At 39.8% G+C, this 25,911-nt stretch carries 22 protein-coding genes; 16 read left to right on the forward strand and 6 right to left on the reverse strand.

Annotated elements, in window-relative coordinates; genetic code table 11:
- Positions 1 to 182 precede the first annotated feature (182 nt).
- Entirely contained in the window at positions 183 to 713 is a 531-nt protein-coding gene (scpB, locus tag UYK_RS0110990; protein WP_009459433.1) for an SMC-Scp complex subunit ScpB, read from the forward strand.
- Between the two features lie 217 nt (positions 714 to 930).
- Entirely contained in the window at positions 931 to 1,278 is a 348-nt protein-coding gene (locus UYK_RS0110995) for a DUF760 domain-containing protein (protein ID WP_009459432.1), read from the forward strand.
- Positions 1,279 to 1,348: 70 nt separating this feature from the next.
- Here UYK_RS0110995 and UYK_RS0111000 read toward each other — a convergent pair whose 3' ends face one another.
- Positions 1,349 to 2,566, reverse strand: coding sequence for an HhoA/HhoB/HtrA family serine endopeptidase (locus UYK_RS0111000; protein WP_009459431.1), 1,218 nt, complete (start codon positions 2,564 to 2,566; stop codon positions 1,349 to 1,351).
- A 276-nt stretch (positions 2,567 to 2,842) separates the two neighbouring features.
- Here UYK_RS0111000 and UYK_RS0111005 point away from each other — a divergent pair, with 276 nt between their 5' ends.
- The gene (locus tag UYK_RS0111005; RefSeq protein ID WP_009459430.1) at positions 2,843 to 3,736 is read left to right on the forward strand and encodes a LysM peptidoglycan-binding domain-containing M23 family metallopeptidase; all 894 of its coding nucleotides are present in this window, start codon (positions 2,843 to 2,845) and stop codon (positions 3,734 to 3,736) included.
- A 47-nt stretch (positions 3,737 to 3,783) separates the two neighbouring features.
- Here UYK_RS0111005 and UYK_RS0111010 read toward each other — a convergent pair whose 3' ends face one another.
- Positions 3,784 to 4,815 (reverse strand): cysteine hydrolase family protein, encoded by a 1,032-nt coding sequence (locus UYK_RS0111010; protein ID WP_026086438.1) that lies wholly within the window; start codon positions 4,813 to 4,815, stop codon positions 3,784 to 3,786.
- 458 nt (positions 4,816 to 5,273) lie between these two features.
- Here UYK_RS0111010 and ispG point away from each other — a divergent pair, with 458 nt between their 5' ends.
- Positions 5,274 to 6,500, forward strand: coding sequence for a (E)-4-hydroxy-3-methylbut-2-enyl-diphosphate synthase (ispG, locus tag UYK_RS0111015; protein ID WP_009459428.1), 1,227 nt, complete (start codon positions 5,274 to 5,276; stop codon positions 6,498 to 6,500).
- A 256-nt stretch (positions 6,501 to 6,756) separates the two neighbouring features.
- The gene (gene ctpC / locus UYK_RS0111020) at positions 6,757 to 8,040 is read left to right on the forward strand and encodes a carboxyl-terminal processing protease CtpC (RefSeq protein WP_009459427.1); all 1,284 of its coding nucleotides are present in this window, start codon (positions 6,757 to 6,759) and stop codon (positions 8,038 to 8,040) included.
- 21 nt (positions 8,041 to 8,061) lie between these two features.
- Here ctpC and UYK_RS0111025 read toward each other — a convergent pair whose 3' ends face one another.
- Positions 8,062 to 8,250, reverse strand: coding sequence for a hypothetical protein (locus UYK_RS0111025; RefSeq protein WP_026086439.1), 189 nt, complete (start codon positions 8,248 to 8,250; stop codon positions 8,062 to 8,064).
- Between the two features lie 244 nt (positions 8,251 to 8,494).
- Positions 8,495 to 9,379 carry a prohibitin family protein gene (locus tag UYK_RS0111030; protein ID WP_009459425.1) on the reverse strand — a complete coding sequence of 295 codons (885 nt, stop codon included), beginning with the start codon at positions 9,377 to 9,379 and terminating at the stop codon, positions 8,495 to 8,497.
- A 180-nt stretch (positions 9,380 to 9,559) separates the two neighbouring features.
- Between UYK_RS0111030 and UYK_RS0111035 the strand changes: the two genes are divergently transcribed.
- The 3 genes from UYK_RS0111035 (at position 9,560) to UYK_RS0111045 (ending at position 12,158) form a co-directional block, all read left to right on the forward strand.
- Positions 9,560 to 10,207, forward strand: a complete 648-nt coding sequence (locus UYK_RS0111035) for a histidine phosphatase family protein (RefSeq protein ID WP_009459424.1) — start codon at positions 9,560 to 9,562, stop codon at positions 10,205 to 10,207.
- Between the two features lie 202 nt (positions 10,208 to 10,409).
- Positions 10,410 to 11,435 (forward strand): glucokinase, encoded by a 1,026-nt coding sequence (locus UYK_RS0111040; protein WP_009459423.1) that lies wholly within the window; start codon positions 10,410 to 10,412, stop codon positions 11,433 to 11,435.
- Between the two features lie 120 nt (positions 11,436 to 11,555).
- On the forward strand, positions 11,556 to 12,158 hold the full coding sequence (locus UYK_RS0111045; protein ID WP_016871406.1) for a hypothetical protein: 603 nt from the start codon (positions 11,556 to 11,558) through the stop codon (positions 12,156 to 12,158).
- Between the two features lie 209 nt (positions 12,159 to 12,367).
- Here the strand turns inward: UYK_RS0111045 and UYK_RS0111050 are convergent, their stop codons facing one another.
- Complete coding sequence (locus UYK_RS0111050; protein ID WP_009459421.1) at positions 12,368 to 13,807, reverse strand: glycoside hydrolase 100 family protein; 1,440 nt, start codon at positions 13,805 to 13,807, stop codon at positions 12,368 to 12,370.
- A gap of 1,716 nt (positions 13,808 to 15,523) precedes the next feature.
- Here UYK_RS0111050 and UYK_RS0111055 point away from each other — a divergent pair.
- From UYK_RS0111055 to UYK_RS0111085, 7 genes are all read left to right on the forward strand, one after another.
- Positions 15,524 to 16,609 (forward strand): hypothetical protein, encoded by a 1,086-nt coding sequence (locus UYK_RS0111055; protein ID WP_016871407.1) that lies wholly within the window; start codon positions 15,524 to 15,526, stop codon positions 16,607 to 16,609.
- Positions 16,610 to 16,836: 227 nt separating this feature from the next.
- Positions 16,837 to 18,363 (forward strand): lysine--tRNA ligase, encoded by a 1,527-nt coding sequence (gene lysS, locus UYK_RS0111060; protein WP_016871408.1) that lies wholly within the window; start codon positions 16,837 to 16,839, stop codon positions 18,361 to 18,363.
- 108 nt (positions 18,364 to 18,471) lie between these two features.
- The gene (locus UYK_RS0111065; protein WP_009459414.1) at positions 18,472 to 19,173 is read left to right on the forward strand and encodes a hypothetical protein; all 702 of its coding nucleotides are present in this window, start codon (positions 18,472 to 18,474) and stop codon (positions 19,171 to 19,173) included.
- Positions 19,174 to 19,224: 51 nt separating this feature from the next.
- The gene (locus UYK_RS0111070) at positions 19,225 to 19,686 is read left to right on the forward strand and encodes a hypothetical protein (RefSeq protein ID WP_009459413.1); all 462 of its coding nucleotides are present in this window, start codon (positions 19,225 to 19,227) and stop codon (positions 19,684 to 19,686) included.
- Positions 19,687 to 19,854: 168 nt separating this feature from the next.
- Positions 19,855 to 20,610: a YebC/PmpR family DNA-binding transcriptional regulator gene (locus UYK_RS0111075; RefSeq protein ID WP_009459412.1), complete on the forward strand. Its 756-nt coding sequence runs from the start codon at positions 19,855 to 19,857 to the stop codon at positions 20,608 to 20,610.
- A 332-nt stretch (positions 20,611 to 20,942) separates the two neighbouring features.
- Complete coding sequence (locus tag UYK_RS0111080) at positions 20,943 to 22,202, forward strand: FAD-dependent hydroxylase (RefSeq protein ID WP_009459411.1); 1,260 nt, start codon at positions 20,943 to 20,945, stop codon at positions 22,200 to 22,202.
- Positions 22,203 to 22,567: 365 nt separating this feature from the next.
- Complete coding sequence (locus UYK_RS0111085) at positions 22,568 to 23,527, forward strand: RsmB/NOP family class I SAM-dependent RNA methyltransferase (protein ID WP_009459410.1); 960 nt, start codon at positions 22,568 to 22,570, stop codon at positions 23,525 to 23,527.
- A 159-nt stretch (positions 23,528 to 23,686) separates the two neighbouring features.
- Here the strand turns inward: UYK_RS0111085 and UYK_RS0111090 are convergent, their stop codons facing one another.
- Positions 23,687 to 25,219: a YifB family Mg chelatase-like AAA ATPase gene (locus UYK_RS0111090; RefSeq protein WP_009459409.1), complete on the reverse strand. Its 1,533-nt coding sequence runs from the start codon at positions 25,217 to 25,219 to the stop codon at positions 23,687 to 23,689.
- Positions 25,220 to 25,298: 79 nt separating this feature from the next.
- On the opposite strand from UYK_RS0111090, the gene UYK_RS0111095 reads away from it, so the two are divergent.
- Positions 25,299 to 25,646, forward strand: coding sequence for a histidine triad nucleotide-binding protein (locus UYK_RS0111095; protein WP_016871409.1), 348 nt, complete (start codon positions 25,299 to 25,301; stop codon positions 25,644 to 25,646).
- Positions 25,647 to 25,911: the final 265 nt, after the last annotated feature.

Below are 25,911 nucleotides of genomic sequence, written 5' to 3' on the forward strand. Positions count from 1 at the left end.
GGGTGGTGGGGAGTGTGAGGAGTGGCAAATAACAACTAACCACTAACCAGCACATTGACTTTTGTTTTAAATTGTGCTATTAGAGTCCTTACACTTATTCTTTCCTTGTTCGGTTGTCAATTGTCAGTTGTCCTTTGCTGTTGACTATTGACTATTGGCTATTGACTAGTGACTATTGATCAATGAATGCAGCGACAAAAATAGAAGCAATTCTTTATTTGAAGGGCAAACCCCTATCAATCAGCGAAATTGCTGAGTATGCCGCGTGCGATCGCGCTACTGCCGAAGAAGGTATTATTGACCTGATTGACGACTATGCTCGTCGAGACACTGCCCTAGAAGTCGTAGAAACTCCAAACGGCTACTGCCTACAACTGCGGTCTGATTTTCAAGATTTAGTACAAACTCTGATACCAGTAGAATTGGGGGTGGGTGCATTGCGAACTCTAGCAGCGATCGCCTTGAATAGTCCTATGCTCCAAACTGACCTAATTAACCTGCGTGGCTCAGGAGCATATCAACACGTGCAAGAATTAGTTGAGCTTGGTTTTGTTAAGAAACGCCGAGATAGCGACTCTCGCTCCTACTCATTACAAGTAACACCCAAATTTCATCAGTATTTCCAAATCGAACAACTTCCCTCACCATTTTCTAGTTCACAACAGCAGCGACAATTGGAGCTAAAACTAGAAGCAGCCTCGGAGACAGAGTAGGTTGGGGTGATGAGGGGCTAGGGATCCCCACTTTGTGGGATTAGGGGCGGTGGGGAGTGTGAGGGGTAGTGAACAACCGCCAACCACCAACCACTAACCACTAACTATCAACAATCAACTACCAACTCTTACTGCTACTCCTAGCTGAGGAAATATGTCTTAACTCTATACAATGGTTTAGAGTAGAATTAGCAACTCCGCTAAACTTAAATTGCCAATGGTGTTTGATCCTGACTTTTTGAATGACAATTTTGAAGAACACCCTCGTCAGCATCTGAGTGACAATTTTGAGGAACACTCTAATCAGTTGCTCAAATACTTGCAACATCAGCCCCCGGAAGTTTTGGCCAGCGTCGCTCAGTCCGTTAGCCCCGAAATCAAGCAAATCATTTCGCAAAATGTCCAGGGGCTAGTTGGGATGCTGCCTGCTGAAAACTTCAACGTCCAAATTACAACAGATCGAGATAATCTTGCTGGTCTTTTAGCATCAGCAATGATGACCGGCTATTTCCTGCGCCAGATGGAACAACGGATGCATTTAGATCATTTGGCTAATAATCATTAGTCAAGAGTCAATTGCCAATGGTCAGTAGTAAAAAACTCTTGGCTCTAGACTTTAGACTCTGGACTAATGGCTATTTTTGGGGATAGGCTCCTAACTGTACTGGAAAAGTTTGAATTTTGCCGTCACGGTTAACTTCAATTTGCAGAGTGTCTCCAACACTGCTAGATTCAACCAATTTTTGTACTTGAGCAGCAGTTTTGACTGGTTTGCCGTTAAATTTTTGGATTACATCTCCAGAGCGCAGTCCTGCTCGCTGTGCAGGTGATTTGTCTAGAACTCCCTTGATGGCAATACCAGTATTTTGCTGGATGTTGAGACGGTTTTCTTGATTGATTTGCTGTTTTTTGGTAGGAGAAAGGTCTACCATTTCGATCCCTAAAAAGGGATGTTCCACACGCCCCTTGGTGAAAAGTTCATTAGCAATACGCGCAGCGGTTTCTATCGGAATGGCAAAACCGAGTCCTTGAGCATCAGCACGAATTGCAGTATTTACTCCAATTACCTCGCCTTGGGAATTTAATAAAGGGCCCCCAGAGTTACCAGGATTAATGGCGGCGTCGGTTTGGATAAAGCTAACTCGTTTATCTGGTACGCCAACTTGGGAACTGGTGCGATCTGTGGCGCTGATGATGCCGATAGTAACAGTATTATCTAAACCTAAAGGATTTCCAATCGCGATCGCCCACTGTCCGGGGATCAAATTTTGTGAATTACCCAATTTCACGTTAGGTAATTGCTTGGCAGGAATTTTCACCACTGCTACATCTGTCATGGGATCAACTCCCATTACCTTGCCTTCAAAAGTTCTGCCATCTTTGAGGGTAACTTGTACTGTATCTGTGTTTGCTACTACATGAGCGTTGGTCAGAATCTCTCCATTCTTACTTAGGATAAAACCAGAACCCGTACCACGCTCAATTCTCTCCTGTGGAATTGGTTCTTCATCTTCGCCAAAAAATCGGCGTAAGAGAGGATTTTTAAAAGCTTCTGAGATAGGATTTGCTACTTTGCGTGTCGCATTAATTCGCACGACTGCTGGTCCTGTTTTTTGAACGGCAGCAGCAATAAAATTAACACTCTCACCCCCTGTTACTTCTATGCTTTTTCCCCAAGCATTGGTAACTACTGTTTCTGACGGCGCGCCCATTGTCACATTCCTCAGCTCCTGAAATGTACGCCTCTGTGTCAGGAGAAAGGGACTGGCTAGCAACACTGCACTACCGCCGAATACGCCGCCGCCCACAACTAATGAAAAATAAACGGCCAGTTGTTTCTTTGATAACTTCATAATCACTATACTCAAGGACAGCAATGCAGATGCTAATTTCTAAGTGTAGTCAAGCAACAGCCAAGTGGACAGATTAATTTTGATCATTAAAGCGGTGAAATTGTAGATTTTTGTTAATCGTTGGTGGTTGTTAGTTGCTGGTTAATACCAATCAACAATCAACTATTAACAATCAACAACCAACTAACTATAAAATTTAGCTAGAATCGCAAGAATGCTCCCACCATACCCGAACTGTTGACGTTGAGTACTTTAATTTCGCTCCACTTAACATACATGACTGTTCGCGATCGCCTACTTCTAAGAATTTTCTCTAGCTTAATCTCTGCTTTGGGACTCATATCCACACGCCCAAATCCTGTACTAGCACAGGTAGCTAAATGCCCAACTCCAGCTCTGGAACGTTTCCAGCGCCATCGAGTTGCCCCTGGCGAAACCTTGCAGAGCATCGCCCAGCTCTACAATTTAGCTCCTGATACTATTATCACCATGAATCCGACTTTAAAAAACGGTAGAGTGAGTGCGGGTAATAATATTCTCATCCCTCCCTACGATGGGATTGTGGTGGAAGTAGCTCGTGGTGAAACTTGGCGAGAATTAGCACAAAGGTACAAGGTTCGTGCTGATGCTCTTTTTGAGTTGAATGGCTGTAAACCACCATCTCAAATCGCATTTATCCCTACACCAAATCAAGCATTAAGTCGTGCGAATGTCTCCACATCCCCAAGTTCTAGTGGAAACTCCCCTGCTGTGCAAATAAACGGCTATCCCTTACCATCAGCAGTTCAAGTGGGATTTCCCTATGGTTGGCAGCTTAACCCAAATAACGGTGAAGTCTTCTTTCACAGTGGTATTGATTTGTTAGCTGCTATCGGAACACCTGTAAAAGCGATCGCACCAGGGACAGTAGTTTTTGCAGGCGATCGTGGTACGTACGGTAACTTAGTAATAATCAATCATGGTAACGGATTGCAAAGCCGTTATGCCCAGTTAGAAAGTATCAAAGTTGGCGTTGGTCAGCAAGTTAAACAGGGAGACTTGCTAGGAACCGTCGGCAAAACAGGACAACCAACTATAACTCAGCCCCATCTCCATTTTGAAATACGTTCTAACTCTTCTTTGGGTTGGGTTGCTAAAGACCCAGCAGAACATTTGAAGTCATCACAATAGCTTTTTAACCCAGGGAATAATAGATATTTTCTCTGCGTTACTCTGCGTTAGAAAAAGCTGATTAACTGGGTAGACTTAACTATTTTCATTCCTGCATCAGCAAATCGTTCAAACGCCTTATCTGCTGCTTCTGTGTAATCCACCACACCCGGAACCACAACAGCAGAGGTACAATCTTCCAGCAGATAAACTTTTTTCGCCAATTTCATATCTACCTGCCGAATTTCTGTTAACAAATCATCGATTGTCCAGGCGACACAGTGACTTTTTGCTTGTCCAGCTATAATCACAGCATCAAAGTTTAATAACTGCTGAATTAACTTTTTATTAGTTTGAGCAATAGGACGAGAATCAAAATCTTCCAAAACTTCTGGACTTAAAACAGAATAGTTTTCTGTTAAAGGATTATTACCCTTAATCTCAAATTGCGTTTGACTATTACGCGCAATACAGTGGAAAAAAATTGCTTCTTCCACAGCAGAAACCAAAGCATGACCAATACCACCCAAAATAGAATGATAAGGCCATACTGTTAAGGGATATTTACCATTTTGAGTTAACTGTTTAACGTAGTGGTAAGCGTATTTTTCTAAAAACTCATAATCAAATCCTAGACTAAAAGCGACATTAGGATTTACATGCCAAATTCTTTGTTCAATATCTGCTGGTGTAATGTTAGTTCCAGCAGGAATTGGATGTTCACCAGCAGCATTCATCCAAAAAATAGGATGAAAAATTTGCATCGCTGTATGGGTATCTAGAGTTGGTATAATTTTTGTAATTATTCCCAAGTTACGATAAATGAATTCACACAAACGAACATTATCATCTACTGCACCATTACCAGATTTTCCTCCAACAAATAATTCAAATTCGGGGATGCAAAAAGTGTTCTGCACATCGATTAGAAGTAAGCAAATCCGAGTTTTATCTTCAGATGCGGGTTTGATTTCGTGTTGTTTTGTCCATGTTTGTGCAGCTGCGGCGCGTTGTTGGTAAGGGACACGCCAGACTGCGCCCACTGTTTCGGGGTTGAAGTGTGGGGGTATGGGTAGTTGGGTGGATGTTTGATTATTCATACAAAAATTACAATTCGCAGCTAAAATTCGGGTTTTTGCTACCATCTTCATCTAATTAATACGTATTATTTCGCTTAAGAATGTAGTTTTCAGTACCATACACGTATTAATTGTATACTTATCAAAGACAGTAGCAATTAAGTTGCACCTTGAGAAAATGAATTAGTGTTGGGGATAAAAGCAGGGTGGATAAGTAACAATTATTGTTACTACTTATGACATTTATAAATCAGTATTGGTAATTGAGAAATCAAGCGATCGCTATTTTGCCAAAACAATGCAGAACACATATTTTTAACATTGAAAAAAATCGTCAATATCTACTTTTTTCTTTCATTATTTCCCGATAGCATTTTTTTGCTAATTCTTTGCCCAAAAAAGCACTAACTATGGCAATCTGGGAAACAGAGCGTTTTCAAATCCGATATTTTCGCTACCGCAAAATTACCTAAAAGATTATGCAAACTCTGCCTACACCCATTACTGCAAATACTTTATCCAGTCAACCTACTTTTGACACAACTATTAAAAGACGGAAAACCCGTCCAGTGAAAGTAGGAAATGTCACCATTGGGGGAGGTCATCCGGTAGTGGTGCAATCTATGATCAACGAGGATACTCTTGATGTTGATGGTTCTGTTGCCGCAATTCGGCGTCTACATGAGATAGGCTGTGAAATTGTCCGTGTTACAGTACCAAGTATGGCTCATGCCAAAGCTTTGGCAGAAATTAAACAAAAATTAATTAAAACCTATCAAGATGTGCCAATTGTTGCTGATGTGCATCACAATGGCATGAAGATAGCTTTAGAAGTTGCTAAGCACATAGAGAAAGTACGGATAAATCCAGGACTGTATGTATTTGAAAAACCGAATCCAAACAGAACCGAATACACTAAAGTCGAATTTGACGAAATTGGTGAAAAAATCCGTGAAACTCTAGAACCATTAGTAATTTCTTTGCGCGATCAAGGCAAAGCCATGCGGATTGGGGTAAATCATGGTTCTCTAGCTGAAAGAATGCTATTTACTTACGGTGACACACCAGAAGGGATGGTACAATCTGCCATAGAATTTATCCGGATTTGTGAATCTTTAGACTTCCGCAACCTAGTGATTTCCCTGAAAGCTTCGCGAGTACCAGTGATGATCGCTGCCTATCGTCTTATGGTACAGCGAATGGACGAGTTGGGTATGGATTACCCCTTGCACTTGGGTGTAACAGAAGCTGGAGACGGTGAATACGGAAGAATTAAATCCACAGCTGGTATTGCTACTTTGTTAGCTGATGGCATTGGCGATACAATTCGGGTGTCGCTGACTGAATCTCCAGAAAAAGAAATTCCTGTTTGCTACAGTATTCTGCAAGCCTTAGGATTGCGGAAAACAATGGTCGAGTACGTCGCTTGTCCTTCCTGCGGACGTACTTTATTTAACCTAGAAGAAGTATTGCATAAAGTCCGTGAAGCTACCAAGCATCTCACTGGACTTGACATCGCAGTCATGGGTTGCATTGTCAATGGTCCTGGAGAGATGGCAGATGCTGACTATGGTTATGTCGGTAAGACTCCAGGTTATATTTCTCTGTATCGTGGCAGAGAAGAAATCAAAAAAGTCCCAGAAGAACATGGTGTAGAGGAGTTAATCAATTTGATCAAAGCAGATGGACGTTGGGTAGAACCGTGAAGAAGTCAGGGATCTGAGGATCAAGGGAGAACAGGAGGACACGGGAGATAAGGAAATATTACACTCCTTACACTCCTCACACTCCACCCTACGGGAAGCCGCTACGCATCTACACACTTCCCCCATCTCCCCACCTCCCCAATCCCTAATAACTTTGTAGAAATAACAAGATATGTTCATTCTGTACAGTATTTGCCTGTGTTAGATTGAGCATACTGACATATAAAATTTTGTCCCTAGCCACGCAGCTGTCATTATGGTAATTACAAGAAATGGACTTGTTTTGGGTGCTACGGCGGTGACGCTATCCACAATCGCAGTTACAAGCCTTGGCATTCACTCGCAAGGACAAGCTCTTTTTAAAGAAAGTCCTAAGGAACTAGTAGATGAAGTTTGGCAAATTATTAATAAACAATACGTAGACGGTACTTTTAATCAGGTAGATTGGAAAGCTGTTCGGAGTGAGTACCTGAATAAGTCCTACACAAACAAGGAGGAAGCATATAAGTCCATCCGGGAAATGCTGAAGAAGCTAGATGATCCATATACCCGGTTTATGGATCCAGAGGAATTCAAAAATATGCAAGTTGATACCTCTGGTGAATTGACGGGTATTGGTATCCAGATAGGTTTGGATGAAAAAACCAAAAAGTTAACTGTAATTGCTCCTATTGAGGACACACCTGCATTTAAGGCAGGGATTCTGGCAAAAGACACCATTATCTACATCAACGGTAAAAGCACAGAGGGCATGGATACTAATGAAGCAGTATCCCTAATCCGAGGTGAACCAGGTACTAAAGTTAACTTAACGATCCTGCGTGAAGGTCAAAGAAAAGAGTTTACAATAACAAGAGCGCGGATTGAAATCCATCCGGTAGAATTTTCTGAAAAGCAAACGCCTGCCGGTAATATTGGCTATATCCGCTTGAAGCAGTTCAGTGCCAATGCTGCAAAAGAAATGCGGGATGCAATCAGGAATTTAGAAAGCAAGCAGGTAGCCGGATACGTCTTAGATCTACGTAATAATCCAGGTGGTCTGCTGTACTCTAGTGTAGAAATTGCCCGTATGTGGATGGATAGAGGCACGATTGTTTCCACCATCGACCGTCGGGGTGAGGCAGAACGAGAAATGGCCAACGGACGGGCCTTAACGAACAAACCCTTGGTGGTATTGGTAGATAAAGGTAGTGCCAGTGCTAGTGAAATTCTTTCAGGCGCATTGCAGGACAACAAGCGTGCAGTCGTAGTGGGTAGTCAGACTTTTGGTAAGGGTCTAGTACAATCTGTACGCCCCTTGGATGATGGTTCAGGATTAGCAGTCACGATCGCTAAATACCATACACCCCTGGGTAGAGATATCAACAAACATGGAATTGACCCAAACATAGTAGTGGACTTAAGTGATAAGCAGCGACAAGACTTGTGGATCAAAGAACGAGAAAAAGTCGCTACTCAAGCAGATCCGCAGTTTGCTAAAGCAGTGGAAGTGTTAGGTAAAGAAATTGCAGCTAAAGGCACAAATGCACAAAGAAATTAGAAAGTGGTTTAACTTTTGCCTTTAGACTGGTTGGCATTTACCCGCGCGAATCAGTCCTACACGACGAGCGATTGCTTCCCCTGGCGATTCAAAGGGTCCCCACTTTTCCATAACCTCTGGATTGTCATCCCCAGCAACTTTATTGCTAGGGATGATTTCGCAGTTGCCAGCAGGACGCTTGACAATATAGAAATTTTGTGTATTGCTCATTTGTGTAACCAGATATTTCCTTGCTGAAGAAATTTTAAAGCTTTGGGGCATCAATTGGACTTGATAAGTAAATAGTTAATAGTAGCAAGCACTACAGTAATGCTCTCGATTCATAAACTTGCTTGAATAAAAGACATTAACATTTTAAATTTTAATGTTGGCATTGCCCGTAAGCTTACCCATCGCTAGAGAGCGGATTTTCAGTAGCCGTGAAGTTAACTTTGCGGGCGGTCATTTTTCTCGATTACTTCGTTTCTTGTGGGAGTAAAATTGGTACCGTGCCTTTTTCAGCACCAATCACCACAATCTTAGAGTTAGAGGATTGTGCTAATTTTTCAGTAGCTTCTATGGCTCGTAATTGCAGTACAGAATTGTTAAGTCCATCAGAAATAATTTTTTGGGAATCAGCTATACCCCTAGCTTCGATGCGTTTGCGTTCTGCTTCTTGACGTTCTTTTTCTAAAATAAATTTCATGCGCTGATTTTCTTGTTCTGCTTTGAGTTTTTCTTGAATTGCTGCTTGTAAGCTGTCAGGCATTTTGACATTTCTTAACAAAGCTTCTTCTACAATGAAACCCAAAGGAAGTAACTGTTGAGTCAGCTGTTGATTGAGTTGCTGGACAATTTCTTGACGTTTAGTAGAATAAATAGCTGCTGCTGGGTAGTTAGCTGTAATAGCGCGGATTGTCGAGCGAAATCGAGAAATAACTAATTGTGTTTCGTCTGTACCAATATTTTTATATACTGTTGCTGCTTTTTGAGGGTCAAGCTTGTATTGCAGACTTACATCAAGATTGAGACTCAACCCTTCCTGAGATGTGACATCGACATTTTCTTTGATATCTTTGAAGCGTGTTGAAAAATTGATTACCTTAGCAAAAGGATTCATCAAATGCACACCTGGATTAAATGTGTCATCGGGGACTTGACCAAATAAATTGGCGACTCCAACATTACCTGGTGGTATGATGACTAAAAGTCTGGCAATAGAAGCTAGTAGAGTGATCGCACCGATTAAAACACTTACTGAGCGAATTGTCCAGCGCGATCGTTCATTAGATATTTTACCAGAGTTTAAATAGATAAAAATTGCAATCAGGCTTGTTAAGAGAGAAAATATAAAACCCATAGATATTACCTGTAGAGTCAAGAAGTAATCAATACTTAACCACTACAGTATATGCACTAGGTAATGCTTGATATTAGAACAAAATCACATTTTGTCAAAAATTTTTAATCCTGACATTTCCCAACATGAGATGATATTTACTTTGCAGTCTGCAAAGTGTATCAGCTAGGGAATCCATCCATGAGTCAAATCATTTGGATAGCAAGACACGCTAACCGTCTTGATTTTGTTAACCCTGATTGGTTTCTTACCGCCGAACGACGTTACGATCCGCCTTTGTCTGAAGATGGCTTTATCCAAGCAAAGCAGCTAGCTAATCGCCTCAAACGAGAAAAAATTGCCCATATTTTTGCTTCGCCTTTCTTGCGAACAGTACAAACTGCAAACGCTGTTGCAGAAGTTCTAGATTTACCAATTAAACTAGAAACAGGTTTGAGTGAATGGCTTAATCCTGCTTGGATGACAGAGGAACCACAAAGACTGTCCACTTCTGCCTTGAGTGAATTATTCCCTAGAATAGATATTAGCTACACACCCCGGATTGCAGCTAAATACCCAGAAACTCAACAACAAGTGCGGGCGCGTTCTGGACAAACTGCTAGATGTCTGGCCATGGAATACTCTCCAGACAATATTTTGCTGGTGGGACATGGTGCATCCGTACTAGGGGCAGCTATGGGACTTGTTGGGGAAATTGCTGTAACAGAAGTTAAAGCAAGTTTGTGTAGTTTAGTAAAAGTTGTGCGTCAACATCCTGAATGGTTTCTCGAACTAAAGGGAGATACTTCTCACTTAACTCAAGTAGAGGAATTTGTTCGGTTTAATTAGAGATATTAAGGATTATAGCTAAACCAATTTCGCTTGCTGACTGTTAGTGGATAGTGGTTAGTGGTTGATAGTCGTATATGGACAAACAGTCAACAATCTATAGGTAATTGAAAACCGATAGTGGTTATTGATAAAAAATCAACTACTAACTATCCACTACTAGCCACCAACCACCAACCACTAACTATTAACTTAAATATTTATGACTTTACTACTAGCTGGAGACATCGGCGGAACAAAAACCATTCTGCGACTGATAGAGGAAACAGAAGAACCTCTTTTACGTACAGTGTATGAGCAACGTTACCGCAGTGGTGATTTTCCCGATTTAGTGCCAATAGTACAACAGTTTTTGACCGCAGCTAATACGCCGATACCCCAAAAAGCTTGTTTTGCGATCGCTGGTCCTATAGTTCACAATACCGCTAAGCTGACTAATTTGGCTTGGTTTCTCGATGCTGAACGTCTGCAACAACAACTCGGTATCACTTATGTTTCTTTAATTAATGATTTTACTGCTGTTGCCTATGGGATTTTAGGCTTAGAAGCACAAGACTTTTATACACTTCAAACTGGCAAATACGATCCAGATGCACCGATTGGGATTATTGGTGCTGGTACTGGTTTAGGACAAGGATTTTTAATCAAACAGGGAAATTTTTATCAAGCTTTTCCCTCTGAAGGTGGACATGCTGATTTTGCCCCCCGGACTGAATTGGAGTTTCAACTGTTGAAATATCTGTTGGATAAACATAGTATCCAGCGCGTTTCTGTGGAACGGGTAGTTTCTGGGTTAGGAATTGTTTCTATTTACCAATTTTTACGCGATCGCAAAATTGACGACGAATCACCAGAGATTGCCGAAATAGTCAGAACTTGGGAACAAGAGGCAGGAAAACAAGAAAAAAGCGTCGATCCGGGTGCTGCTATTGGTAACGCTGCTCTACAAGGAAGCGATCGCCTTTGCGAACAAACAATGCAGTTATTTATAGAAGCTTACGGCGCGGAAGCAGGTAACCTTGCTCTCAAACTCCTGCCTTACGGTGGTTTATATGTTGCTGGTGGTATTGCCCCAAAAATTCTGTCTTTAATTCAACAAGGTGATTTCCTGTTTAATTTCACCCATAAAGGTAGAATGCGTCCCCTGCTAGAAGAAATACCAGTACATGTTGTAACAAATCAACAAGTTGGGTTGATAGGTGCTGCTATTTACGCTGCTAGGTTATAGTAGATATGCGTAGGACTACAACGCTGTTTTTACACAATTTTACGGGTGCTTCTAGATATTTTACTAAGTTATAACAAACTATCAGCCTACGTAATATTAGCACGTGTAAAAGCAAAAACTATGACAAAAAGAGTGTTGTTGTCCCTAATTACTGTGGCTTTAGTATGTAGCGGATTTACACGCGTTGAGGCGCGTCCTCCCCAACGCCCCATTTCTCCTACCAAACCAGCCCCCAATAAACCAATTAAGTCAGAATGGAAGTTATTTACTGCTCCAGATGGTAGCTTCACTGTCTTAATGCCAGGGAGACCTAAAGCCATGTCTCAGACCCAAAAAACCTATATGGGGGAAATAAACTTACAACTGTTTGTTGGGCAACTACCTAACCAAGAAGTGGCTTATGTAGTGGCATACAACGACTTTCCCTATGACTATGGTCGAATGACCAATCCCCAAGTAATACTTAACAATGCCCAAACTATGGCTGTAAAAACTACCCAAAGTAATTTAATTCGTCAGCGTAGCATCCGTAGTTCCAATGGTCATCCTGGCAAGGAAATCGAGTATGTCAACTCTGGTGGGAAAATAACTAAAAACCGTATGTATGTTGCTGATGGGCGCTTGTATCAAGTCATGGCGATCACAACCAATAAGCAACACAAGTCTCTATCTAAAACTATTAACGGATATTTGAATTCTTTCCAGTTAGTTTTGAAAAAATGAGGATGAGGATTGACGCAGAGAGTGGGGGTTATGGGGAGTGTGAGGAGTGTGTAGACGCGCTTTACGCGGCTTCCCGTAGGGTGGAGTATGAGGAGTGTAAGGAGTGGGGGAAGTGTAATTCAGTTATCAGTTATCAGATTCTGTTACTCACTGCTAACTGTTTTTTGACTAATTCCCAACCACTAACAACCAACAACCACCCAATAGATTCAAGTGTCAAAGCTGTTGAGTTCAAATTCACAAGCCCTAGAAACCTGTTCTGCTGTAAATGGTTCAAAGCTAACTAATGGCAACCAAGAAGGATTGTTAATCAATTCTTTTGCTAATAAGAAGCCTGCAACAGTCCATATTTGATATTTTCTCGCTTGTTTGCCTTGTAGTCGCCCTCTTCTACCATCGTAATATTCTGGCCATTCATCATCTTTGAGGCGAGTTTGGGCAATTGCAATTGCTCTCTCTGCTAGACACACTCTATTAGTTTTGATGGCAGCTGCTGCTAACATCCACATTAATACTGGCCAATTGCCGCCGTTGTGATAAGACCAAGGTATATTTTTCGGATCGCAGCCAGTAATAATTCTATATTCTTCATTTTCTAAGGCAGGGAAAGTAATTTTCATCGGCATATCTCCGACTAAATCTTCCCAGCGTTTCTCTATTAAATTCATAATGGCTTGCGATTGTTCTTCGCTAGCAAGATCAGAAATAACCGCAACCAAGTTTCCTAATGTGAAAAAGCGGGTATCCATCTGTGATGGTCCCACATTCCCTGCGAGATAACCACCTTTTCTTGGTAGCCACCGATCTAATTCAGAATAAGGAAGGGAATCTACATATATATTGAATTGATTGACAGCCCCTTTACCATACTCTTCACCTTTGTAGCGATAAATAGCATTGAGGCGATTTAAGTCTATCCAATAATGTTTACGAATATGAGCGCGTAAAAGAGGTAGGCGGTTATCAATGGCTGTAACAATATCTTGATTGCCTTGGCAAACTAGTAGTTCTCGCCCTGCACGCAATGCAGCATAAAATAAAGATTGAATTTCTAAAGGATGCCCGTAGATACCCAAACGACGATCGATCATACAAGCACCGTCTGGAACCAACAGGGTAGGATACATATCAAAACGTGTCGCTAAGGATAGCTCCATAATTAACCTGATGCCGTGTTGAAAATCAGGTTGATATGCTAATGAATAATCCTTTGTAGCTACTACATAAGCACGTAGCAGTATTACCCACCAAAAACACGAATCTACTGGTGTGACTCTGGCGATCGCATGTTCTCCAAAATCAGCTTCTAAGTATTCTTCACCACTTGGAGATACAACTACTTTGAAGCTCGCTGGAATCAAGCCTCGACCTGGTTTATAGGCATCCAACTGATTCTCTTTTGGCTGTAACTTTAAAGTTTCTTCTAGAAAGTTACGAACAATTTCTGTTCTACCTTTAATGAGAAATAGTAGAGCGGAAGAGACAAAATCTCTAATAAAGCATTGGTCATAATTGAGCGCATCTACTGTACTGTCAATGGCTGCGATCGTTCCTACTGGACGACCTTTATAGTACATTATTGATTTTTCTAAAACTTCCCATGCTTCTTGTTCTACGTTTTCAAGTGTTACCTTGTCTTCTAATTGCATCGCCACAAAATCTCCATGTAACTTGTACTATTAATTAGATAGTAGATATTCCTTGATTTATTTTTCCCAATATCCTCATCATAACAAGCACATTTTTTAATTAAAAAAAGACGAGATTAAATGCTAAATAAAAGCAATTGTTTTACTGCTATCTTTTATATGCGCTTTTTTACATTGTTTATATGGATTGAAGTAGATTATTTTTTGTTAATTAATTAGCAATAGCAAGGACTTTGATTTTTGCAAGTAAGCTAAATCTACTTTTTTATTTTTTGAATTTCTAATTAAGAAATTACTTTTTACCATACAAAGACATACACCCAGTAGTATTTAAATTTTTTGTAAATTTAAATACTGTTTCAGCAGGTATACTTAATTTTATGTACAAGTCACTTTGACTATAATGAAACGATTTGCTGAGATAGACATAATAAGAAATTATAACGAATTTTCACAATATGCAATATGAATTTTAAAAATCATTTTTCTATGTTTAGAAGAATTGGTGTTTAATTTTACTTGGAAAGCTGTAATCTACTTTTGCCAAAGAAGCAATAAAAGTTAATAAATTGCATAAGAAAATACACGCAAAATAGCAAAAGTAGCCAGTTTTAAAACAAAAATAAGCTTATCAATAGTCTTCCTTGTGATAAATTTCAAAGATTTTTGATTAACGGTAATTCTTTGGTTAATTATTCATTGCCATGATCTATTGCTACATCTGCTAGATGGTGGTGTAATAATTCCTCCTCAGTCAGCAAGTTTACTAACCAACCTCTTACTCCACGGGAAAGTTGACCAATGGGAAGAAAACTCTATAACGGGGAACAGTGGAAGACTCATAACCCGAAGATAAAGAATGTAACCCCCTTAAATTATTCGTAGGCAAGGAAAAATGATTGAGAGCGCAGAATGCACAAATTCAACAAGGCGTCCTATTCAAAGTCCTGTGAATGCGATCGCACAAATCTGGAATACAGAAATAATTGTTATCAGATATACAAATCACTATTTTGAGCCTCACCTAGATTAATTAAACTAATTATTGAGAATATCAGATTTTTGTAGCTATTGTTACTATAATCATATAACAATTTACACATACATCTAGTAGAGTAAAAAATATTACCTATCAAAATTTATGAAATCCTTCCGGATTACTATTAAAGTTTGTGCAATGTACAAAAAGGGGTTGTTACGCAAAACCTCGTGTTTGCTGTTGAAAAAATAAAAAACAAAGTTTACTGACGCATGGTTATTAGCCTCTAATTAGGATTTTGAACACTGATAACAGTCCTAGTAGTCGATAATTAGCCCATTTCAATTGATATGTTGCACTATTTTTAACAAGCCTAAAATTTAGCCCTGAATAAATTAGGCTCCAGCAGGCCACCATAACAGGTATCTACGGGTTAAAACTGCTTTAGAATTCGTGCTGTGAAATTTATTTCACAGCTAATCGTAATTAGTACAATATCTCTGTTTCAACAAATATTCTGTGATATCCTTATTTGTTTTTTTGATTACGCTTGATATTTGTAATAACTCAATCTTACATATTTCTGCTACACAAGCAATTTATTAAACTCAATTTAATTTATTGCAAATATTTTTTAATCAAAACTTATTATTAATGCGAAAATAATTCATAATTAACTAGATTGATTGAATTTATTTTACACAAAAATCAAAAATAAATTACAAAGGGGAAAAATGATGCTTAAATCAGTAGAAATTCTTCAAAATCCATCAACAGAAAGGTTTTTAAAGCTTTGGTCAAGGCGCTACACGCTTGATTTTTCCCACATGTCATTAGAAAAATCTCTTTACACTAGTTTGATAACAACTGCTTCACCAGAAGGACGAGCTTTAACATCAGCAAAATTGAGGAATAATTTACTAAGTATTAATTGCCAAATGGGATGTATGCAAGCAAAAACATTTTACAGTTATATCCCTAATATCGTTGATTTGAACGAAGCAAGGCTCATAACTCAATTTGCTTTTCGTGTCTATAAAAAGATACTTGATATTTACGAAAAACACTCTGTTGAAATTAACGTACCTACAAACACAACATTGGAAAATAATCACATTTTTATATTGGGAATACCAGAGATTACAGAATTGGCATATTCATTAGAACCAGTATTACTGGTATTTCAAGAACAGCATGTCATATCTAGGGATTGGCGTTCCCTTGGCTTTATGACTACACAATTAAACTTTACTAACCAATTAATTCTGAAAAAACTTACACCAACAGAAAAAATATTACTGACTCCCTACTTAAAATTTGTTGAAGAACAAGTTGCTATGCCATGGCAACGAGTTTGTGCGGCTGCTGTCAAGTATGAAATAGATTCACCGGAATTAAAGCTTATAGAACAGATGATATTAGCTACACCAAAAATTGCTGAATCTGTTTATCAGCAACTGGTGGAGTTGTTGCCTAATCATCATAGCCGGAGAGGGGAATTGAGTAAGGCAGATGTGAAACACTCCTGTCTGCGCGATTTGAACATGTTTCAAGCTTATCTGTGGTTGTGCTTTTTGGAAAAGAGCATGACATCTATAGAAACAGAACTGCTACCGTTGTGTGTGATGGTTGTGGAGGGTGTAGGTATTCAATGGGAAATGACAGAAAAATGGTGTCAAATTTTGACAGAAACAGTTATTAGCCACCTGAACACAGAACAGAAAAAGTTGTTGTGTCCTTATCTGCAACAAATGCAGCAATTATTTTTGCAGGAGCGATCGCGCTTGGGTTATAAAAAAGAATTAGCTGAGGGTATTATTTAACAGTTATCAGTAACCACCAAATACTGTTTTTCTCAAGGTAGAACCCCAAGGGCGATCGCCTACAACTAGGGGATGAAAATTAGAACGAACACTGATGAACACCGATTAACACAGATGGATCATGCGTTTGCTGTTAAGTTCATCTCTGATCGCTATTTTCAACACCAGCTGTTGGCTACTTTAGCAGCATCTATAATGAATTCTTGCCCCCTGAAAGTTCGTTAACTATGTCGGAAGAAGAAATCCGTACTACACGGCTAGAGAAAGTAGAACAGTTGAGACAATTAGGGATGAATCCCTACGCCTATCGTTGGGAATCTACCCATTACGCAGCACAATTGCAGGAAAAATTTGCTGATTTAGCCAATGGAGAAGAAGTAGATATCGATGTGGCGATCGCTGGACGCATCATGGCGCGTCGCGTCATGGGTAAACTTGCTTTCTTCAGTTTACAAGATGAAACCGGCAAAATTCAGCTTTATTTAGAGAAAAATCGCATCCAGGAAGGTATGGCAGATATTGACGCCGATGCTTTTAATCATCTCAAACAGCTTACAGATGTCGGCGATATCTTGGGTGCTAGAGGAACTATCAAACGGACTGAAAAGGGCGAGTTATCAGTTTACGTTAAACAATATACAATCCTGACAAAATCTTTGTTGCCCTTGCCCGATAAGTGGCACGGTTTGACGGATGTAGCAAAACGCTACCGTCAGCGCTACGTAGATTTAATTGTTAACCCAGAAGTTCGGCAAACTTTCCGGCGTCGCGCTCAAATTACTGCTGGTATTCGTAGATACCTAGAAGAGCGTAATTTCTTGGAAATTGAAACTCCTGTTTTACAAACGGAAGCAGGAGGTGCTGATGCGCGTCCGTTTATTACATACCACAACACCTTAGACATGGAGTTGTATTTGCGGATTGCTACAGAACTTCATCTTAAGCGGTTGATTGTTGGGGGGTTTGAAAAAGTATTTGAACTGGGACGGATTTTCCGCAACGAAGGAATTTCTACCCGGCACAACCCAGAATTTACTACGATTGAGATTTACCAAGCCTATGCCGATTACAACGACATGATGGCACTCACAGAAGGGATTATTACCACCGTCACCCAAGAGACACTCGGAACATTGCAAATTACTTACCAAGGACAAGCAGTTGATTTAACGCCGCCTTGGCGACGTGTAACTATGCACGGCTTAGTACAAGAATACACAGGCTTGGATTTTAACTCTTTCCAAACTCTGGAAGAGGCAAAAACAGCATGTAAAAATGCTGGATTAGAAGGTATAGAAGATTGCCCATCAATTGGCAAGTTGCTGAATGAAGCCTTTGAACAAAAAGTCGAGACGAACCTAGTTCAACCTACCTTTGTGATTGACTATCCTGTAGAAATTTCACCCTTGGCAAAACCACACCGTTCTCAGCCTGGTTTGGTGGAACGTTTTGAGTTATTTATTGTCGGGCGAGAGACTGCTAATAGTTTCTCAGAACTTACTGATCCTATTGATCAACGTCAACGCCTAGAAGAACAAGCAGCCCGCAAAGCAGCAGGTGATTTAGAAGCCCAGGGAGTAGATGAAGACTTCTTGACAGCTTTAGAATACGGAATGCCACCCACTGGAGGCTTAGGTATTGGTATTGACAGGTTGGTCATGTTGCTGACTGACTGTGCTAGCATTCGGGATGCGATCGCTTTCCCCTTACTCAAGCCAGAGAAATCAGAAGAAGCAACTAAGGAAAATACCTAAGATGGAGGGACAGGTAAAGATACCTGTCCCACAAAAATATGTAATAATTTTAAAACCGGGTGAGTGTGAATTTACCAATTTAAAATCTAAGTCGAAGGTTGGTATCTTTTGCAAGCACAAGATATTAAACAAACATTAAAATCTCTGATTAAGGAAGCGTCTACAATAGACCCAAGTTTAGCGAAAAGGTTAGAACAAATAGATCGTTGGGTTAAAGATGTTAAGTCTGGTTCGCTCAATGGTAATACTAAAAGATTTTTAAGACTGTTTCTAGAACAAATTATCAAAGACTCTCAAATTTGGCTTGATATTCAAGCTTTAAGTTCCCAAGAGGAGCAAGAAGTTTATTATACAAAAATGACAGCCACTGAAAAATACTGGTTTAGAGAGTTATTTGCCAAATGGTTAAAGGAAAACGATCCAAAATTTATCATCTGGCGACAAAAGTTAATGGCAGGGGATTTCCGTCAGGAAGATGGTGATTTACTCAACTCTGTTGTCAATAGTATTGAAGTTCGTGGCGGTACAGTTATCAAGCGTTACATAGCAGACCTATCAATGGCAACTGATATAATTGTTAGCAGTAGGCAAGATAAGGCATTGTGTATTCAACTTACTAGCCTCGCTAATAAATATTCTCAAGAAAAATCGGATTCTTGGGAAAGTACTTTGCGTTTCTGGGCGATTGAAAGAGGTTTATTTTTAAATTACAATCCTGGCAAAAATGATTTTATTAATAAAATAGTCAATTTGTCACTACATAACAGTGATAACCTCAAATCAAGGATATATTTAAAATTTAGTTTATAGTTACAAGTTCTGTCGTTTATCTAGATTAATATTCACAACAATTTGGTCATCATGATTAGAGAAGTTAAAAATGACCGCCCAAGCAAATTTGAAGAGTTTCTTCGACATTTAGAAGAAGCACGCAAATTACAGGATGACATACTTAAGTATGGGCTGACCGCTGCAAATTTGTATTGTGAAGATGTGGATGGTGATTGGTTAGAAACTTGGGGAGATGACGAGGAAAATACTTTTGTAGAATCTGTTGTTAACTTTTTGGAAAGTAATGACTCAGTTGCAGTGAAAGTCCGAAAGCAGTTAAAAGATAAATCGCTACAAGAAATTGCTACTGAGTTGGAAAACTGTTTGAGTTTTGGTGAAGAAGAAGAGCGGATTTTTGCGTTGAAGAATGTGTTAGTAGGTAGGGTTACGAGTGGTAGCATCTACCGTGATGTCAGTGATGATGAAATTGACTTGTTAGATTTAGCAGAGGAATTGTTGGAGAAGTTGACACATATTTGTGGAGAAAATTAAGTAAATCGGCATAATATAAAGTAAAAAATATACAAATATTTGTTGAAGAAGGCAGATGGCAATTATAGGCGGTCTGAATCCTCCTCTCATCGAAGACCACTAAACTCAAACCCAAGAGATAATTAAAACTGATAACTGATAACTGGTAACTGATAACTCTTGTAAAGTATGGCAGGACATAGTAAATGGGCAAATATTAAACGCCAAAAAGCTGTAGTAGATGCCAAAAAGGGTAAGACATTCACTCAACTTTCCCGGGCAATTATCATTGCTGCGAGAAATGGTATCCCAGATCCAGCAGGTAACTTTCAACTGCGAACAGCAATAGAAAAAGCCAAAGCAGCGGGTATCCCCAACGAAAATATTGAAAGGGCGATCGCTAAAGGTGCAGGAACTTTTACAGGTGATGGTTCCAGTTTAGAAGCTATTCGTTACGAAGGTTATGGGCCTGGAGGCGTTGCTATTTTAATAGAAGCCTTGACAGACAATCGCAATCGTACTGCAGCTGACTTGCGTGCCGCCTTTAGCAAAAACGGTGGTAATCTTGGTGAAACAGGATGCGTCAGCTGGATGTTTGACCAAAAAGGCGTTTGTATTGTTGAGGGAGTAGAAGACGAAGAAAAACTTTTAGAAGCATCCCTAGAAGGTGGTGCTGAATCTTACGAAATGACTGATGAGAAAACTGCTGAGGTTTTTACCGAGGTAGCAAATTTAGAAAACCTCAACCAAACTCTCAAAGAAAAAAATTTTCAGGTAACAGACGCTGAATTGCGTTGGATTCCGAGTAATAACGTAGAAATAGATAATATAGAACAGGCGCGATCGCTACTGAAGTTAATAGATACTTTAGAAGGCTTGGATGATGTCCAAAACGTCACCGCTAACTTTGAAATGCCAGAGAACTTAATGGTTGTTATGGCTTAATGAACTCTGAAACACAAAATTCATCTCAATTACACAACAATGTCATATCCGTTTGAGATTATTGATATTGTTGATGACTATATTCTGGTAACTGGTAGTGCCAAGCAACCAATAGCTGAACATTAACAATCAATAATAAGTAACTTTACCTTACTCTTCTACACACATAAACACGGTTTCTACCCTATTGCGTTCCTCATACACCAGTAGGGTTTTTTCTTTATTTGGTTAGTAGTTAGTAGTTAGTTGTCAGAACCTCCCCACCTCCCGCTTGCCCTCCACGACGCGATCGCGTAAAAATAATAATTAAAACGCTGTAATCTATCTTAACAATGGCGCAAGCACAGCTTCCACAAACTTTTTCCCCCAACCAGGTAGCCACAGACAAACGGGGATACGACTATGATTTGGTCATTGTCGGCGGCGGAATTATCGGTCTCACCCTAGCATCTGCTTTCAAAAACTCAGGATTGAGTGTACTGCTGATAGAAGCAAAAGCAGAATCCGCAGCAGTAGCTAAGGGACAAGCTTACGCAGTACACATGCTGTCGGCGCTAATTTATCAAGGTATTGGAGTTTGGGACAAAATCTTACCTCAAATTGAAGTTTACCGTCGCGTCCGCCTTTCTGATGCTGATCACCCAGATGTGGTGGAATTTACAACAGCAGATATCAACAAGCAAGATTTGGGTTATGTAGCAGAACATCAAGCGCTGTTGTATCCTCTGCGCGAGTTTATCAAAGATTGTCAGAATGTGACTTATTTATGTCCAGCAGAAGTGGTGAGTACTTGTTATCACCAAGATATTGTCACAATAGATATCAAAGTAGCAGGGGAAATGCGGACAGTCCGCAGCAAATTACTAGTAGCTGCTGATGGCTCGCGATCGCCTATTCGCCAAGCTGCTGGTATTAAAACTCATGGTTGGAAATACTGGCAATCTTGCATTGTCGCGTTTGTCAAGCCCGAAAAACCACACAATCACACTGCCTATGAAAAATTTTGGTCTAGCGGCCCATTTGCAATTTTACCTCTGCCAGGAAATCGTTGTAGAATTGTCTGGACTGCCCCCCATGAAGAAGCAAAAGCCTTATGTGCTTTGGATGATGAACAATTTTTAAAAGAGTTAACTCGTCGTTTTGGTAATCAGATGGGTAAGTTAGAATTGTTGGGCGATCGCTTTATTTTTCAGGTGCAACTCATGCAAAGCGATCGCTATGCCAAACACCGACTTGCTTTGGTAGGTGATGCAGCACACAATTGTCACCCCGTAGGCGGACAAGGTTTAAATTTGGGTATCCGCGATGCAGCAGCCTTAGCAGAGGTAATCCAACAAGCACATCAAGCTGGTGAAGATATTGGCGACATCAAAATACTCAAACGCTACGAACGTTGGCGGAAACGGGAGAACCTGACTATTTTGGGTTTTACTGATTTGTTAGATAGGATGTTTTCTAATACATTCTTGCCTGTAATGGTAGTTCGTCGCTTAGGTTTATGGGCAATGCAGCGATTACCAATCCTGAAAATATACACTCTCAAATTGATGATTGGTTTGAAAGGGCGTACTCCCGAATTAGCACGACGTTAAAATTAATTGAAAACGAGGCGATCGCTTTGGGCTATTTCAGCTGATGGAATTGATAGCCTTCGACTAGGTGTTTTTACTGTCATATATCTATCAAATCTTCATCCCACCACAGTAATGCTTCTTGACGTAAATTGTGGCGAAAATTATTAAATACCGTAACTAGACATCTGGTGAAAAAGAATGTAGAGACGCGCTGTTTGAAGCGTCTCTACAAGGATTTTGGGTAACGCATAATTATTTTCTGGATATGCCTAATAAATGCTCGGCCATCTCAATATATTATATTTTATTTTGAAATTATCTACTAATCAGAATCAAATAATTTTTCTATAATTTTGCAACTATAAATTTACTATCATAATTTTATGGAACCACCGTCAAAATTATTACTAAAACTTAGCAAACGTTTATTCAATAATTCAGATGAACAAGCAAGTTTTATAGAAGCTTTAATTAACCCTAAATCTTTTCCACCCTGCATCATCTGGTGTCAAGATAAAGTAGAAAATTTACCTTTGATAGTAGAAGAACCTATAACTTGGCAACCACCTTTTATAGATCGTTTATCTTTGGGTTCCAAACCCGGTCAGAATCCACTACACGAACAAGGATATTTTTATTGTTTAGATTTTTCTTCTGTATTTGCGGCTTCAACTTTACTAGCAGTTAATCAACCAGTTCAGGTTATTTTTGATATGTGCGCTGCACCAGGAGGTAAGAGCATTTTTGCTTGGAAACTATTGCAACCAGAGTTATTAATTAGTAATGAAGTGATTGGGAAACGCCTGGGAATGTTAATTTCTAATTTCAAGCGTTGTCATATTAGTCGATCTATAGTTGTCAATAGAGATTCTAGTATCTTTGCACAAAGCATACCTTTATCCACTGATTTAGTGATAGTCGATGCTCCTTGCACTGGGCAATCTTTAATAGCGAAAGGTGAAAAAGCACCAGGATGTTTTCATCCTAGTGCTATTAATAAGAATGCAAATCGGCAAAAACGCATTATAGCTAACTCTGCTCAAATTGTCGCTCCACAAGGCTATCTTGCTTATATGACTTGTACATATTCACCAGAAGAAAATGAAGAAGTTTGTGAATGGTTAATAAAAAAGTTTTCTCAGTTTGAACCAATGGAAATTAATCATTTAAAAGACTATCAGTCTCATCTAACTAAAATTCCTTGTTATCGAATGTTTCCTCAAGATGGTTTAGGAGCAGGTGCTTTTACAGCACTGTTTAAAAACACTCATGAGGGCGAGAAAAAGATATTAGATATCGATAGTTTGTCTGCTATTTGGATAAATATGTACGGTGATGATTAGACTAAATTAGAAGTCTGCTAATATAATGGTGTTTGCGCCTCTATAGAAGAATGGACACCTGAAGATTGGAATAAATTCATCGCAAAATTTTGGCACTAATACTCCGCGTCCCTCTGCATTTTAAATCGCTACACTTACTAAGGAATAAACATAAATGCCTTACTGCATTCTATCTATCGTGCGATACTGAATTGCCTCTGCTAGATGATGAACTTGCAGATTCTCGTCTCCTGCTAAATCAGCAATTGTACGTGCTACTTTGAGAATGCGATCGCTTGCTCTAGCTGATAACCCTAATTTTTTAATTGCATTTTCTAATAAGTTACGACTTGCCTCATCTAACTTGCACCATTTCTGTAAATGATGACTTTGCATTTGGGCATTACAACGCAGATTCGCTTCATGATTAAATCTTACAGATGCGCGATCGCGTGCTTTTTGTACCCTTTCTCTAACTGTTGCTGAAGCTTCTCCCGTTGGTTGTTGGGTAATTTCCTCTGGCTTCAAACGGTTTACCGCAACTTGTAAATCAATTCTATCCATTAAAGGCCCAGACAGCTTTGCCCAATATTGTTCTCTTTGGCGTGGCGAACACGTACACTGTTGAATAGTATCACCGTAATAACCACAGGGGCAGGGATTGGTACTTGCCACTAAAGTAAATTGAGCCGGAAACGTTACGGATTGTTTTGTTCTGGAAATCGTCACAAAGCCATCTTCCAAAGGTTGACGCAGGAACTCCAGAACATCACGTTTAAATTCTGTTAACTCATCTAGAAAAAGTACACCCAGATGTGATAATGAAATTTCCCCAGGACGGGGAAATGTACCACCACCAACGAGGGATGGACCTGATGCGGAATGGTGGGGGCTACGAAAAGGGCGATCGCGTACTAAAGAACCTCTATTTTTTAATAAACCAGCTACCGAGTGAATGCGTGTTACCTCCAAAGCTTCTGGGAAACTCAACGGTGGCAAAATCCCTGGTAAGCGTCTTGCTAGCATTGTCTTACCACTTCCTGGCGGTCCGACAAAAATTAAATTGTGACCCCCAGCCGCAGCAATTTCTAATGCCCGACGAGCATGAGCCTGGGCTTTCACATCTTTTAAATCAGCTTGTAGAGAAGATGCACCAGGTTGCGTCTCTACTTTTTCATCCAACTGTACAGGCTGGTAACGTCCTGGATTATTTAAAAAATCAGCTACATCTGCCAAATGTTTAAAAGCATAAACATTCAACCCCTTAACTAAAGCAGCTTCTTGGGCATTATCCGCAGGCACAACTAAACCTGTAATTCCCATCTTATTGGCAGCAGCACCTATAGGCAACACTCCAGCTACTGGGCGTAAACTGCCATCTAAAGAAACCTCACCTAAGAAAAGATAATTCTCTAACAACTCAGTATTAACTTGTTCGGAAGCTGCTAAAACTCCTACACTAATGGGCAAATCAAAACAGGGGCCTTCTTTACGTAAATCGGCAGGTGTGAGATTAATCACTATTTTTCGCATCGGAAAGGCGAAGCCCGAATTTTTGAGAGTAGCTTTTACCCTTTCCTTACTTTCTTGTACCGCAGCGTCTGGTAATCCCAACACAACAATTCCTGGCAAACCTCCAGAAACATCAACTTCTACACCCACCTTCACTGCGTCAATGCCTACAATCGCTCCGCTCCAGACTCTAGCAAGCATGGTCTTTTTTCCTTTGTCATAGTCCTTTGTCCTTTGTCTTATCATTGACAATTGGCAAATGACAAATAAAAAATTACACATGACAACCCAAGACACAATTTTTGGCAAAATCATTCGTCGAGAAATACCAGCCAATATAGTCTATGAGGATGATTTAGCACTGGCTTTCAAAGATATTAACCCCCAAGCACCAGTTCATATCCTTGTAATTCCGAAAAAACCAATCCCGAAACTAGCTGAAGCCGAACCAGAAGACCAAGCACTTTTGGGGCATCTTTTGTTAACTGCTCAGCGAGTCGCCGCCCAAGCCGGACTAACAAATGGCTATCGTGTGGTGATCAACACTGGCGATGATGGTGGTCAAACTGTTTACCATTTACATCTGCATATCTTAGGAGGAAGACACATGGCATGGCCTCCCGGTTGATATATCAGTAGTTAGTTATCAGTTATCAGTTATCAGTGAACAGTCTGTTAACTGGTAACTGTCACTTTTAAGGGCAATTCATAAATTATTAGTGAGCGATCGCTTACAGAAAAAACCTGTAAACAATATAAAATCAGAACTTTTTATGAATTTTGTTTACATAAATAAATAAAAGTTAATTAAATAGTGTTTACAATTCTAAAACTTTCTTCTAAGCTTATGAGTGTAGGTAAAACAACCTACGCAAATCATTAACGAAAGTTAA

This window comes from Fischerella thermalis PCC 7521 (assembly GCF_000317225.1).
Lineage (GTDB): Bacteria > Cyanobacteriota > Cyanobacteriia > Cyanobacteriales > Nostocaceae > Fischerella > Fischerella thermalis.

What these genes read in the sequence shown, in the direction of transcription:
- lysS (WP_016871408.1), top strand. Translation starts at nt 16,837, where the DNA reads ATGTCGGAAGAAGAAATCCGTACTACACGGCTAGAGAAAGTAGAACAG.
- UYK_RS0111055 (WP_016871407.1), top strand. Translation starts at nt 15,524, where the DNA reads ATGCTTAAATCAGTAGAAATTCTTCAAAATCCATCAACAGAAAGGTTT.
- UYK_RS0111045 (WP_016871406.1), top strand. Translation starts at nt 11,556, where the DNA reads ATGACAAAAAGAGTGTTGTTGTCCCTAATTACTGTGGCTTTAGTATGT.
- scpB (WP_009459433.1), top strand. Translation starts at nt 183, where the DNA reads ATGAATGCAGCGACAAAAATAGAAGCAATTCTTTATTTGAAGGGCAAA.
- UYK_RS0111000 (WP_009459431.1), bottom strand. Translation starts at nt 2,566, where the DNA reads ATGAAGTTATCAAAGAAACAACTGGCCGTTTATTTTTCATTAGTTGTG.
- ctpC (WP_009459427.1), top strand. Translation starts at nt 6,757, where the DNA reads ATGGTAATTACAAGAAATGGACTTGTTTTGGGTGCTACGGCGGTGACG.
- UYK_RS0111035 (WP_009459424.1), top strand. Translation starts at nt 9,560, where the DNA reads ATGAGTCAAATCATTTGGATAGCAAGACACGCTAACCGTCTTGATTTT.
- UYK_RS0111010 (WP_026086438.1), bottom strand. Translation starts at nt 4,815, where the DNA reads ATGAATAATCAAACATCCACCCAACTACCCATACCCCCACACTTCAAC.
- UYK_RS0111070 (WP_009459413.1), top strand. Translation starts at nt 19,225, where the DNA reads ATGATTAGAGAAGTTAAAAATGACCGCCCAAGCAAATTTGAAGAGTTT.
- UYK_RS0111080 (WP_009459411.1), top strand. Translation starts at nt 20,943, where the DNA reads ATGGCGCAAGCACAGCTTCCACAAACTTTTTCCCCCAACCAGGTAGCC.
- ispG (WP_009459428.1), top strand. Translation starts at nt 5,274, where the DNA reads ATGCAAACTCTGCCTACACCCATTACTGCAAATACTTTATCCAGTCAA.
- UYK_RS0111005 (WP_009459430.1), top strand. Translation starts at nt 2,843, where the DNA reads ATGACTGTTCGCGATCGCCTACTTCTAAGAATTTTCTCTAGCTTAATC.
- UYK_RS0111085 (WP_009459410.1), top strand. Translation starts at nt 22,568, where the DNA reads ATGGAACCACCGTCAAAATTATTACTAAAACTTAGCAAACGTTTATTC.
- UYK_RS0110995 (WP_009459432.1), top strand. Translation starts at nt 931, where the DNA reads ATGGTGTTTGATCCTGACTTTTTGAATGACAATTTTGAAGAACACCCT.
- UYK_RS0111095 (WP_016871409.1), top strand. Translation starts at nt 25,299, where the DNA reads ATGACAACCCAAGACACAATTTTTGGCAAAATCATTCGTCGAGAAATA.
- UYK_RS0111025 (WP_026086439.1), bottom strand. Translation starts at nt 8,250, where the DNA reads ATGAGCAATACACAAAATTTCTATATTGTCAAGCGTCCTGCTGGCAAC.
- UYK_RS0111075 (WP_009459412.1), top strand. Translation starts at nt 19,855, where the DNA reads ATGGCAGGACATAGTAAATGGGCAAATATTAAACGCCAAAAAGCTGTA.
- UYK_RS0111050 (WP_009459421.1), bottom strand. Translation starts at nt 13,807, where the DNA reads ATGCAATTAGAAGACAAGGTAACACTTGAAAACGTAGAACAAGAAGCA.
- UYK_RS0111030 (WP_009459425.1), bottom strand. Translation starts at nt 9,379, where the DNA reads ATGGGTTTTATATTTTCTCTCTTAACAAGCCTGATTGCAATTTTTATC.
- UYK_RS0111090 (WP_009459409.1), bottom strand. Translation starts at nt 25,219, where the DNA reads ATGCTTGCTAGAGTCTGGAGCGGAGCGATTGTAGGCATTGACGCAGTG.
- UYK_RS0111040 (WP_009459423.1), top strand. Translation starts at nt 10,410, where the DNA reads ATGACTTTACTACTAGCTGGAGACATCGGCGGAACAAAAACCATTCTG.